This is a genomic window from Aminobacterium sp. MB27-C1 (assembly GCF_030908405.1).
Classification (GTDB): domain Bacteria; phylum Synergistota; class Synergistia; order Synergistales; family Aminobacteriaceae; genus Aminobacterium.
The window spans coordinates 936,032-949,121 of record NZ_CP133089.1 but is presented as its reverse complement, the minus strand read 5'-3'; the positions used below and the strand labels follow the sequence as shown (position 1 = coordinate 949,121).

Annotated in this window: 10 protein-coding genes; 7 read left to right on the top strand and 3 right to left on the bottom strand. The window is 39.1% G+C overall.

The window, feature by feature from the left end:
• Window positions 1–67 precede the first annotated feature (67 nt).
• From RBH88_RS04545 to RBH88_RS04515, 7 genes are read left to right on the top strand one after another with little or no spacing between them, the layout of a single operon-like run.
• Window positions 68–1,144: a hypothetical protein gene (locus RBH88_RS04545; protein WP_273312740.1), complete on the top strand. Its 1,077-nt coding sequence runs from the start codon at window positions 68–70 to the stop codon at window positions 1,142–1,144.
• A gap of 54 nt (window positions 1,145–1,198) precedes the next feature.
• On the top strand, window positions 1,199–2,065 hold the full coding sequence (locus RBH88_RS04540) for a GGDEF domain-containing protein (RefSeq protein WP_213701061.1): 867 nt from the start codon (window positions 1,199–1,201) through the stop codon (window positions 2,063–2,065).
• A 56-nt stretch (window positions 2,066–2,121) separates the two neighbouring features.
• Entirely contained in the window at window positions 2,122–3,618 is a 1,497-nt protein-coding gene (locus tag RBH88_RS04535; protein WP_307880008.1) for a DUF2334 domain-containing protein, read from the top strand.
• Window positions 3,615–4,877 carry a glycosyltransferase family 2 protein gene (locus tag RBH88_RS04530; RefSeq protein WP_213690558.1) on the top strand — a complete coding sequence of 421 codons (1,263 nt, stop codon included), beginning with the start codon at window positions 3,615–3,617 and terminating at the stop codon, window positions 4,875–4,877. The genes RBH88_RS04535 and RBH88_RS04530 overlap by 4 nt, the downstream gene beginning before the upstream one ends.
• A 2-nt stretch (window positions 4,878–4,879) precedes the next feature.
• A complete protein-coding gene (locus tag RBH88_RS04525) occupies window positions 4,880–7,369 on the top strand; it encodes a cellulose biosynthesis cyclic di-GMP-binding regulatory protein BcsB (RefSeq protein ID WP_307880007.1) in 2,490 nt (829 codons plus the stop codon).
• A 43-nt stretch (window positions 7,370–7,412) separates the two neighbouring features.
• Window positions 7,413–8,873, top strand: coding sequence for an S-layer homology domain-containing protein (locus RBH88_RS04520; protein ID WP_307880006.1), 1,461 nt, complete (start codon window positions 7,413–7,415; stop codon window positions 8,871–8,873).
• A gap of 11 nt (window positions 8,874–8,884) precedes the next feature.
• Window positions 8,885–10,564 carry a hypothetical protein gene (locus RBH88_RS04515; RefSeq protein ID WP_307880005.1) on the top strand — a complete coding sequence of 560 codons (1,680 nt, stop codon included), beginning with the start codon at window positions 8,885–8,887 and terminating at the stop codon, window positions 10,562–10,564.
• Here RBH88_RS04515 and RBH88_RS04510 read toward each other — a convergent pair.
• The 3 genes from RBH88_RS04510 to RBH88_RS04500 form a co-directional block, all read right to left on the bottom strand.
• Window positions 10,518–10,712 carry a hypothetical protein gene (locus RBH88_RS04510; protein WP_213695220.1) on the bottom strand — a complete coding sequence of 65 codons (195 nt, stop codon included), beginning with the start codon at window positions 10,710–10,712 and terminating at the stop codon, window positions 10,518–10,520. The two genes, RBH88_RS04515 and RBH88_RS04510, sit on opposite strands and share 47 nt — an antisense overlap.
• 151 nt (window positions 10,713–10,863) lie before the next feature.
• Window positions 10,864–11,631, bottom strand: a complete 768-nt coding sequence (locus tag RBH88_RS04505) for a transporter substrate-binding domain-containing protein (protein WP_213691472.1) — start codon at window positions 11,629–11,631, stop codon at window positions 10,864–10,866.
• A gap of 36 nt (window positions 11,632–11,667) precedes the next feature.
• Complete coding sequence (locus RBH88_RS04500) at window positions 11,668–12,888, bottom strand: argininosuccinate synthase (RefSeq protein WP_213691471.1); 1,221 nt, start codon at window positions 12,886–12,888, stop codon at window positions 11,668–11,670.
• Window positions 12,889–13,090: the final 202 nt, after the last annotated feature.

The window sequence follows — 13,090 nt, the reverse complement described above, 5'->3', positions numbered from 1 at the left end:
TTCTTCTCCTGAGTTATGATATGATCAATGGTTATTTCTAAATCTTTTTTATAAGGTGAGAACCCCTATGAAAAGACTTAAAATGTTAATCTTGAATTGTATATGCCTTTCTATGTTTTTATGTAATCCAGCCTATGCAAATAATATTGTGCTGCCATCACCCGACTGGGGGCCTGCTGTTGAAATAGGCCTGGAACGTGTTCTTCGCGCCCCTAATGGGCTTCTCTATACGCGCAACGACAAGAAAACCTTTCTTTCAGAAACTCATTCCCTTGAAATGGAACTTGCTGCTCTGCGTGGAGACCTGAAACGATTTAAAACACAAGTTTCGCTTATGCAGAAATATTTCGTTTCTCCCAGTGGACTTCTGGCGTGGGAACTCTCATCTACAGGAAAGAAAGCGACATCAAACGCAAGTATAGATGACCTCCGAACATGTTACGCCCTGCTTCTTGCAGATGAACTATGGCCAAAAGAAAACTTTAAAAAACCTCTTATAACTTTGGCTGAAAAAATACGAATATACAACACAGAAAATGACACCTTACTCGACGGAGCTTCATGGAAACAATCCTGGTTTAAACCTCTTGCAATCACTAAAAATACAAGTGAATTGACTCTCTCATACGCAGATTTGCGCGCTATGAAGATGCTAGCAAAACGTGATGAAAATTGGCTTCCTATACTTGTCAAAACATCTGGTTTCGTCATAACAGGGCTTTTTCTTGAAGAGAAAAATGCGTGGGGATATTCCTTTGAAAAAAAAGAATTTACTTATAATGAGGAAAACCTCATAAATACAATGCTTCACCTACACTTCTTATCGTCAATTGGAATAATTCCTACATCATATGGGAGAAAATACGCTATCGAACTTCTCTCCACTGGGAAAATTACAGATAAAAGCGGCAATGAAAATATTACTGTTTATGCCCTTGCCTCTCTTTTTTTTAAAGACTGCGGTTTTGATGAAGCTGCCGAAAAAGCATATTCTAAATTGAGCGATTTCATTATTGATGAAGGCAAATATAAAGGTCTCTTAGGATACGAACAAGAAGACAAAACGCAAACTGTCTGGGCTTTTGATAACCTTATTGCTCTCATAGCCAGGGAATTGCTTTACAAAGTAAAAATATCCATGTAAAATAATTTAATAATATGTTAAGAATATTTTTTAAAATATAAGGGGGGATATCCCTTGACAGGGCAAACCCAGATATACAAGAAGCGTTTACTGCTCTTTGCGTTTGCGATCTTTATTGGTTTTTCTGTCGTAATGACGTGGTTTTTCATCAACTATGCCATCCCCTTTGAAGATTATGTCATGACTCTCCTTGCAGCAACTGCTCTTTTCATCGGATCGATCTGTGGCAGTACCACCTCGCTCATATTTTCTCTTGTCATCCTCTTCCTTTATGGGAGTTTTAAGGTTGGTTTTGCCTTATGGAGGCAGAATCAAACACCTGTTGATGCTTCTCGTCTCTTTTGGCTTCTTATCGTTCCCTTTAGTGGATATGTGGGTGGTGGCTTAGAGAAAATTATTTCAGATATAACTGAACGGCTGACAATTCTCTCTACACAAATTGATTCTCTTGTAGTCATTGATGAACAAACCGGTCTTGAAACATCAAAACGTTTTGCCTTCCGTATGAATGAAGAGTTGGCCAGACAAAAAAGATATGGGGGATACTTCTCTATTCTGCTTATTAAAGTCGCCTTTCTAAAAGAATTAACAGATGTGCACGGAGAAAGAGCAAAAGGACTCGTTATACGTAACGTTGCTCAAATATTGAAGTCTAGTAAAAGAACAGAAGATCTTCTTGCCCGAATAGATGAAGCAGAATTCGCCTTTTTGCTGCCTAATACTGAAAGAGAAGGAACTGATATTTTCGCAGAACGTATTCGGCAAAAATTACAATATGTAGATATCGCACTGGGAGAAAATGACTTTAGGCGTATTCGATTGACACCACAAACAGGAAGTGCTGTTTGTCCGGCAGATAGTCAAGAGTATGTCTCTTTAATGACATTAGCACGTAAAGAGTACGAGTATAGTCATCATTAAAAAATGAAATTAATAAAAGTATGAAAAAATATATATTGCTTCTTTTAATGGGATGTATGATTTTTCTATTTTTTGCTTTCCCCCTTTATGGGGCGCCTTATCAGGTTACTGTTCTTTATGACGAACCTGAAAGAGATAGTGCTATGTTTGTTGCCAACTTATTAGGCCATTTTGAATACATAAATATAACAATGAATACGCTACAAAAAACAACAGCAAAGACATTACTCGAACCTGATGTCATCTTTTATGTATCGAGCATAGACTCAAATTCTCCATCAATCGAAATTCAAAATGTTCTTAGCTCAAGAGAGAAAACAACCTGTTATGTTGGAACACATCGTTGGCTTGGAACGAGTACTACTCCAATAACAACGACACATATAACGTATAAGGATATACGTTTCAGAGAAACGTTATTTCGCATGTATCCTCTTCAATTGGGAGATGAATGGAAAGTACTTTCAACGCTTGATGACGGAGAGCAGCTTATACCCTATGTTGCACGTAAAGGGAATACATGGATTTTTCAAGGCGTAGCTACGTCCGGAATAAGCTATCTTATATTTGCTGATCTTTTACATGACGTTTTGGGGATTCCTCATGCTCACGTAAAGAAGGCAATGGTTCGTCTTGAAGATTTAAATCCATCATATTCTAGAGAAAGCTTAAAAAAATTACGACAAACTATAGATTACCTCGCATCAAACTCTGTTCCCTTTGCCATGGCGGTTTATCCTGTTTTTGTAACTCCAGAATCTAAATATGCAATACGGCTTGTTGATAATAAACCGTTTTTAGAAACATTAAAGTATGCTGTTGAGCATGGCGGAACGATAATTATGCATGGGACATCACACCAATATAAGTGGATATCTGGAGAAGGCTCAGAATTTTGGGATATATCTGTAGATCGTCCTATACCCAATGAAAGAAAATACTTTCACGAACGCATGCAATACGGACTTTGGATATTTCATCAGGCAGGGTTACAGCCAAATTACTTCGAAGCACCTCACTATAACTTTCCTCTTTCATTGCAAGAAGAGTTAATAAATTACTTTAACACTATTGCTGGAGAGCTTATGGTTAACAATAAAACATATCAAACAACACAATCTTTTCCCTATATTATAAGGAAAACAGTGTCAGGGCTTAGCGTTCTGCCAGAACAAGTTGGATATATAGCTTCAGGAACCCAGCTTCTTTCATTGAAAACTATTGAGGAAAAGGTGCGTATTATTACATCTATCGTGCGCGATCCCTTTATCTGCTTCTTTTATCATCCTTATTTAGCGGGCGATGAGTATTTAAAGGAACTTATACCTTTTATTAGAAATATGGGATACAGTTTTGTCGATACAGGAACCATGGGAGCCAAACTTTTATATACTCCTAAAGAGGTGCCAGATTTATGGCCTGTTCCTCCTTCTGATTCACAAAAAATGCTTTGGGCATGGTTCCCTCTTATAGCAGGAGGGATAACCGCTTTCATCTTACTTTTTGTGTATGTTCGCCTTACCAGACGGCGAAGAAAGGATCTTTTTAAATGACACTAATAGACGGCGTTTTTCTGTTCAGTCTTATCGTTATATGGACAATGCTTCTTTACCATGCCGTGCTGTCATTTAGCGGCTACAAATATTCTGTGCACGCAGAACGAGAAAAATGGCACTTCGATTCAACAACAGCAGAAAACCTACCTTATGTCTCTATACTTATTCCAGCACATAATGAAGAACTTGTTATAGAAAAAACACTTATAGCTATAGGACGACTTGAGTATCCTAAACATTTGCTCGAAATTATTTGCCTAAACGATAACTCCACAGACAGAACAGGCGAAGTAGCCAGAAAAGCCGCGCGGAGCATTGGCCCTTATGTGGAAGTCGTTGATGTTCCTGAAGACAGAGGTAAAAAAGGGAAATCGGCCGTTTTAAATTATGGATTAGAGGTCGCACAGGGAGAAGTTATCGCCGTTTACGATGCTGACAATACTCCTGAGAAAAATGCTCTTCTCTACCTTGTGCGCAATCTCATAGAAGATAGAGCACGTCTCGGTGCTGTTATCGGTAAATTTCGTACGCGGAATAAAGATCGTAATTTATTAACACGCTTTATCAATCTTGAAACCATTTTCTTTCAATGGACGACTCAAGCAGGGCGTTGGAAATTATATAAACTCGCTACAATTCCAGGAACAAACTTTGTAATATGGAAAGATCTTATACAGTCTCTTGGAGGCTGGGATGAACGAGCTCTTACTGAAGATACGGAACTTTCTATACGTATCTATCTTCGTAAAAAAGCAATAAAAATGGTTCCTTACGCTATAACATGGGAAGAAGAACCATCGTTGTGGAGAGTGTGGTTTAAACAAAGAACCCGATGGGCACGAGGAAATATTTATGTTCTGAAAAAATACTTCTTTCCTCTTTTGTTTGAAGGCCAATGGAAACTTTTTTTCGATATGCTTTATCTCTTTATGATCTACTTTCTTTTCTTAACGAGTCTCACGGCTTCTTTATGCATCTTTATTTTGGGAATCTCTGGTTTGAGCCGAATTAATCTACAAGGTCCATTCAATGCACTATGGGCTCTTTCCACTCTTCTATTTGTTGTAGAGCTTTCAATAACACTTACGGCGGAACCAGGAGAAGATCGTCTCAAAAACATCTTTTTAGGATTTTTAATGTATTTTTCTTATACGCAACTTTGGCTTTTAGTAATGTTCAATGCCTTGTTCCACCCATTAATAAAAATATTTAAAAAAGAAGAAACCTTCTGGCACAAGACTGAAAGGACGGGATAAACATGAAACGAATAACAACTTTTATATGCTTCATATTGGTATTTTTATTCGTTTTAACGCCACAAGCGAAAGCAGAAATAACAAACGTCCGTTGGGGAATTCATACAGGAGGTATTCGCCTCGTCATTGATATGAACAGACCAGCTTCGTATTCTTTTACACAGAATGCTAATCAGATTACTCTTACAATAGCAGATGGACTTTATCGCCCCTTCACTGGTCAGCTGCCCTCCCCGGCCCGTTCCTTCTCTGTTCAAGGAACAGCTGGAGAAACCAAAGCTACGGTTTTTCTTTTGGAGCGAAATCTTTCTGTAAATCACTATATCCTTAAGAATCCAGATCGCATTGTTGTAGATATTCGAAAAATAGACTATACGCCTCCCAAACAACCCATAGCAGAGGTAGGCGAAGCAGAAAAAAAAGCAGTTTCAATAACTGATGAAGCCGTTGATAAAGATTCAATAGTAGCTAACCACGTACTCCAGCACCATACTGGAATAGTACTTCCTCCTGGAGAGAGTCTTAATACTGTTTTAGCAGTAGAAGACATTCCCATGCACATAATCTTCAGCGGAACAACCCTTTACTTCAACCTCCCTGCAAACTGGAAAGCTCTGGAAGGATCATATCTGGAGCTTATTACAAGCCACTCTGAAATACTCGATACAGATATTTCCAGTCTTACTGTAACACTTAACGGACGTAGAACTACAACATTACGTATGAAAGATATTAACCAATGGAAAGGGATCTCAAAAATTCCTCTCGATCCCGATAGCATGGTAGAGGGAGTCAATTCGCTTACAATAGATGCTATGCTGCACTCTAATCAAGATAGATGCTCAAATGTAAATAACCCAGGAAACTGGCTGCGAATTCATAGAGAAAGCCTGGTTCATCTTAAATATGTACCGTCTGTAGAATTAGCCCTTAATCAATTCCCGGCTCCTTTCTTTGAACCAGAAAACTATCAGACGGACAATACCCTTATTGTTCTTCCAGATGCGCCATCAAGTCTTGAAATTCAAGCAGCTGTAGACCTTATCTCAAGTTTCACTCACAATGTGCCTTTTAAGGATTTTTACCCCTTAATAGTAACAATGAGTGATGTAACTCGAGATATCGCAATGAAACATCACATTTTATATTTAGGAAATGAAGACCGTTTCACACAAGAGCTGTTAAATACATTCGATTCAACCCAAAAACTTGAAAAGGGGAATGTTTTTGCCTCTGTATTTTTGAATAAAGAAGCCTTCGGACGTATGCTTATTACAGCTGGGAATGGAGAAGATCTTTGCTTCGCCGTACAAGCATTGTTAACACCTGAAACACGCAAACAAATGCTTGCCTCCGCATCGGCCATTCCAACGTCATTACCTCTTCCCAAGACAATAGACGTTCCTCGTGACGTTGCAGATGTCAGTCTAGTCGATATAGGACGAAGCGATGTTGTATTTCGTGGAATTTTACAACATCAAGAGACAGTAAATTATCAGATTCCACCTAACTGGAAAATTAAGGGGAACCCTATTCTAGTTCTTATGTTCCGCCACGCCCCAAATCTGGAAGGAAAAAAATCAGCTCTTGAAGTTGATGTAAACAATGTTCCAATGAAAGGAGTCGCTCTTACTCCTGAAAATGCAAATGACGGGCGTCTATCTGTTCCGATTCCGGCAGAGAGATTGAATAATGGTTTCATCTCTTTCCAGTTGAAAAGTTATCTTGATATAGACATTCCAGATTGCACAAAACGCTTTATGGAGAGTGCATGGCTAACTATCGATAGAAACTCGTATCTACATATTCCTCACGACATCGTACCTTTGACAGCACGACTTTCCAACATGCCTTACCTATTAGACGGGAAAAGAGAGCTAACTATCTACACAGAAAAAGAACCCACAGGCAAAGAGCTTTCTGCGCTTTCTGTTATTCTTTCTGCATGGCAAAGAACATTGCCGTGGAAAGTAGTATTTCATATCAAATCATTTGACGAATGGACAGCAGGAAACAATGAAGAGAATCAGGTGCTGCTTGTTTCTGTAGCGACATTGCATGAAAAAGGCGTTCCTCTTCCTGTTGGGTACGATCCGGAAAAAGAAGAAATTCTCTCTGGTGAGAAAATTCCAGTGCTTCCTGCATTTGCAAACCAAAGTGCACTTCTTTCATTAACTAAACAAAATGGAGGTATTCAATTTATTTCCACATGGAATCATAGAATGCCTACAACTGTATCTTTCAGACAGGCCCTTTTAGATTGGAATATCGATGGGGACGTTGCATTTATATCCCCCATTGGTGATGCAATTCCTTTCTTCACCTCTATAACCGAGGAAAAAATAGAAGAAAAGCCTACTCTTTCTTTCTGGCAAAAGGTACTCCTTCTCTTCTCGTCTGATCGAAACTATCTTGGAATCTTTACTCTTGTAGCAGTAGCCATAATGTCAATACTCCTCATTACTCTCTTTGCGCGAATACGACGGAAATAAGAGCATGTAAGGGATATTTCTGGGGGATGTATAGGAGATAAAAATGACAATTATTTCTATGCTTTGCAACCACAAAAAGAAAATATATATAACGTTAATTGTTTTTCTTTGCTTCTGGGGGTATTCTCCCTCAGAAGCACAATCCCCTTTTACAGACTTACCAGAAGGCCATTGGGCATATGATGCCATTCATCAACTTGCTTCTGCAGGAATTATAAAAGGCTATCCTGACCATTCCCTACGGGGAGACATATTGCTTAGACGTTATGAAGTTGCAGAAATGTTAGCTAAAACCATTGACCATGTCGATATCGAAAAAATCGATGTTGCCCAAGTGATCGCTTTAAAAAAGCTGTTACGCGAATTCCAATATGAGCTTACGGCTATTCCTTCTAAAACCGACCTTCTAGACAAAAGGATAACTACATTAGAAGAAAACATTGGAAATTGGAGATTTTGGGGAACCTTTCAATTTGACGGTAGACGATTTAAGGAAGACATGGGGCCAGGAATAGGAACCCATGATTTTCGTCCTGCTGATTTTTATCTCTGGTTTTCTAAAATTATCGACAGCAAAACAACATTTGTAGGACGATTAGGTCACTATGATAGTAATGACCCCAATTACAAGGAAAATTTAAAATGGGATTATTATTGGATTGATCTTACGCTTCCCCGAGATTTCGCATTAAGGACTGGACGTTGGTACTACGATTGGGAAGCCGAATCCCAAATTTATACAGATGCAGATGCTTTTATGGGAGATACTATTCATACTGGATATTACCTGACGAAAAATCTGCCATTAGGGCAATTTGTTCTCTTTGTAGCACATGATGACAAAGTAACATCTGAAGAAGAACAAAGTCTTTACGGCATTAGATGGACACATCGCTTTGATGAGCGCTTCCGCCTAGCTATTAACGGCCTCTATCACGATTATTTTAATGATTCAAGAACAAACCCCGATATTTCTGACTGGAAAGTCGCATGGCTCGATTTCGAATATGCCCTGAATTTCAACACCTTTTTTAGGGGAGCTTGGTACGTTGAGGATCTTGAGAAATGGGCCTATCCAGACGATCAATCTCCTCAGGCATGGAAGGCTATTCTTGACATAAAACAAGAACAATTAAAATTGACAAACCTCTGGATTGAATACGCACATTTCGACAAAAACTTTAAGACAGACCATCAGCCATGGAATAAATACTCTTTCGAAGTTACCCCTCACTTAGGTGAGTTTTCTACAAACGTATTTTTTATAAAGACTGTTCAAGATATTTCTGAAAAATGGACTACCTTTCAGCGATACGCCAATATACGCTATGAGAACACAGGCGGAAATGATTACGACACTACAAACTGGTCTATCGGCGTTCGTTACCATATTACCCCTTCTGCCTTCTTTGAACTACTTTATGACGATATTCATTACGGGGACGCTGAGGCAGACTATCTCGACAACAACATGTGGCATTTTAGAACAGAAGTAAACTTTTAGAGGTGAATGATATGAAGAAAATGCTCTGCATGTTTCTTTTATGCCTTATATTGGCTACTCAAACGAAATTGGTCTATGCTTCCCCTTTACCCAATGAAACTCAAAATCCAGATATTTTTGTCTTAACAACAAAAGAGACCTCAGACTCTTCTCTTCTTTCTCTTTTAAACAATTATGGTTTTAAAGCGACAATGTCTTCAGACATTCGCACTGCTCAACAAGCTTCATTGGTCATCGTTCCAGGAGAAAGTGCACAAGAAATGTCTCAGAAAGATATCGAAGAGTTACTAAGAACAATTAAACAATCTGCAACACTTTTAACAGACTCACCTAGCCTGCTGTCACAAACAATTGGTCTCTCTTGGTCATCAAAAAAAGGGTTGGTACCTTTCTATCTTTGGCAAGGAAAAAGAAAAAACGTTGTAGAACTTCCTTCATCATTACCTTTTGAAGTATTTAGCGCCCCGTCTCAAAGCCGCATATTGGCCGAGACAGCTCTCAATGAACCACTTTGCGTTGAATTTAAGTATAAAAATGTTCGCTGCGTTTACAGCGCGCTTCCTCTCGGTGCTTCCATTGACATCGGAACAGTGTATCCCTTTTTCTTTGACCTTTTGCAATATGAATGGAATATTTTGCCCGAAAAACACGCCCCTGAAAAAAATATATCTACTCTTTCTATCATGATTGACTGGGGCTTTTTCTATGATCGAGATCCTGTTTCTTTTGCGAAGCAAATCGCTTCTGAAGGCTTTTCACGATGTATTTTAAGTGCCTGGTACACTTCGCCTGATTATGTTGACTTCACAAAAAAATTTATTGAAGAAGCTCACAAACAAAATATGACAATAGAAGCGTGGCTTGAACTTCCATTGGTTTCGGAAGAGTTTTGGAATACATACCCTGAGTGGCGGGAAAAGACAGCCTTGCTCTCCGATGCTTTCATTGAATGGCGACCTCTTATGGCTCTTGAAGACCCAAATTGCTTCAAAGAAACCATCCGTTTTTTGCAGAAACACCTCAATTCCTTTTCTTGGGATGGTATCTATATTGCAGATCTATATTTTGAACATCCCGACGAAGGAATTGGCGACCCCGCACGTTTTACGCCTATGCATCCAAGCTTCAGAGAAAGCTACGCACAAATACATAGGAAAGATCCCGCTTCTTTCTTTTTGCCTGGAAAGGATATTAGTGAAGAAGATCAAACAACATTGCTTCAAACAAGAAGAGAAACTTTGACTCAGATATATACACAACTTTTAAAAGAGCTGATGAAAGAAGATCAGTTCCAGAATAAAGAAGTTGCCTTGATTATGCTTGATTCTCTTAGCTCTCAGCACCTTGCAGAAACAGCTGGAATTGATAGCCAGTCCCTTCTTTTCTTAGCTAAGGAGAACAAAATACCGTATATCGTCAGAGAACCCTATGCCCCTGATCTGGAACAACAAGAGAGAGTAAACTCTCTTGTTCGTGTATTGAATGAGCATTATGATGAAAACCGTACAGGTATTGTTTTAAATGCTGAAAGTCAGGGAATCCCCCTGTTGGAAGCTATTAGAAGTTCACTTTCAGTCTTTCCACAATATACTCTTTTAAATTCGTACTATTTACTTAATAAAGAAGACCTCGAAATGCTACCTTTTATTTTGTCTCGTGAGCAGAAAAATAGCCCACAGCAAGAAGAATAACGACCCAAAAATATCTAAGTTTACCTTGAAATAGAGTCCCGATACTTTCTCGACCTAGAAAAGCTGTTAAGCCAAAAATAAAAATAACTATAATTGTTAAGGCAATGAGGACCTTACCGCGAGGAGTCAATTTTTTAGGTTCTGTCATTTGTTATAGCATCCTCCTTAATGAAGTAAGAGCTACGATATCAATTTATATTGTACAACGTAATAAAGAGTCTGCCAAAACAAAAAAGCACACCAACCAATATGGCTAATGTGCTTTTATAGTATTTCTTACTCTTACAATTTTTAGAAAACTAATTCTTTTTAGTATTCCACTTTTTATGTAGCTCGGAAATAAACCCTTCTTCTTCTAGTTCTTTTAGAACTCCATTTACAGCATCAAGAAAAGCGGGATCTTCCTTGCTTACAGCTAGTGCCTGTTTAGCTCCTTTAAGCTCTACTGTAAAGGATTTTTCAAGCTGCCCCTTAAATTCGTCACTGTTAATATATGTTTCAGCAACAGTCTCATCCATAAATGAAGCATCCGCCCTCTTCAGAGCCACTTCTCGAACAGCGTCATTCAATTTTGGAAACCGTTTCACCGTTATACCTTCAATTTCAGAAACAAACACATCTTGCGTTGTAGCAAGCTGAACAGCGATTGTCTTCCCTTTAAAATCTTCAAGACTCTTCATCTCAGCGCTACCAACAGGAAGAACAAAAGCACTCAAACTCACCATATATGGGGTAGAAAATGCTACCTTCTTGCTTCGCTCCTCAGTAATACTCAAAGCAGCAGCTATCATGTTAATTTTTCCCGTTAGCAGCGAAGGAATCACTCCATCAAAAGCCATATCCACCCATTCAACTTTCTTCCCAAGGCGTTTCCCAACTTCATTAGCAAGGTCAATATCAAAACCTACAAGAGCTCCTGTTTTATCATGAAACTCAAAAGGAGGATATGAACCAGATGTTCCTACAATTATGGTGTCCTTGTCCATAATTGAAGCAGCATAAGCCGGCACTCCTATCATTCCTACAATAAGCGCTAAAACCACCAACCCTAAAACTACCTTTTTCATTATCATCTCTCCCCTCAACACTTTTGTAATGTATAGTTAACAAAAAATCTCAACTGGCACTTTATCCTTATGTACCTGTTTCCAAGTCTTTAAAGGAAGCCCCCAGATTTTGATGAACCCAACTGCGGCCTGGTGATCGAAGGCGTCTCCCTCTGAGTATGTCGCTAAATTCTGTTGATATATAGAACTCTCAGATTTCATGCCTCGAACAACGGCTTGTCCTTTATAGAAGCGAACTTTAACAACGCCATTTACATATTCTTGTGTCGTATCAACAAAACTATCTATAGCTTCCTTCAAAGGCGAATACCAATATCCCTCATATGTGAGTTCTGCATATGTAGCTTCCAGTTCTTTCTTTGCTGCCAACACTTTTTTATCAAGAGTTAGTGTTTCCAATGCTTTATGAGCCGCAATAAGTGTAATAGCTGCTGGACATTCATACACTTCCCTACTCTTAAAGCCTACAAGACGATCTTCTACCATATCTATTCGACCCACGCCGTGTTTTCCAGCAATTGCATTTAGAGCAAGAATGAGTGAGGGACCATCCATTTTTTCTCCGTTTAGCGCCACCGGTATTCCTTTTTCAAAAGTTATTTCAACAAATTCCTGATGGTCAGGAGCGTTCCAAGGATCTACAGTCAATGTATATGCATCAGAAGGTGGCTCATTCCATGGATCTTCTAAAATTCCACATTCGATGGATCGTCCCCAAAGATTTTCATCAATACTGTATGGAGATGCCGTAGTTGCCTTAACAGGAATTCCGTGTTGCTGAGCATATTCCATTTCAGCTTCTCGGCTAAAGTGCCAATCTCTAACTGGAGCAAGTACGTCAAGTTCTGGGTTCAAGGCGTTAGTGCATACTTCTATACGCACCTGATCTTGTCCTTTCCCTGTACATCCATGAGCTACTGCTCCGGCATTCTCCTTTTTAGCCACCATGGCCATAGCCTTGGCAATCAAAGGACGTGAAAGTGCAGAGTTAAGGGGATACGTTCCTTGGTACGTAGCATTTGCCTTCAAAGCTGGCCAAACAAACTCTTTAACAAATTCATCTTTTAAATCCATAACATACGCTTTAGATGCACCACTTTTAAGTGCTTTCTGTTTTGCTTCTTCCAAATCCACAGTCTGTCCAACATCAGCAGTCATAGTAATGACTTCATATCCTTTTTCTTTGAGCCACATAGTTGCTACAGACGTATCAAGACCGCCACTATAAGCAAGTACCACCTTTTTCTTATCAAGCATTTCAAAAGCTCCCCTTTCACTCATCCTTAAAAAAACAAGCCCGTCCCCAGTATTACCAGGGACGGGCTTGATACCCGCGGTGCCACCCATATTAGCGAAAGACCAAAAATAAAATTTTGTTTCTTTCACTCACTTCATTACCTCTACTTGACTATTCGTCTTTCTTCGAGGTTAGCTCAAGGGCTCTATTCTTCCCCCGTTT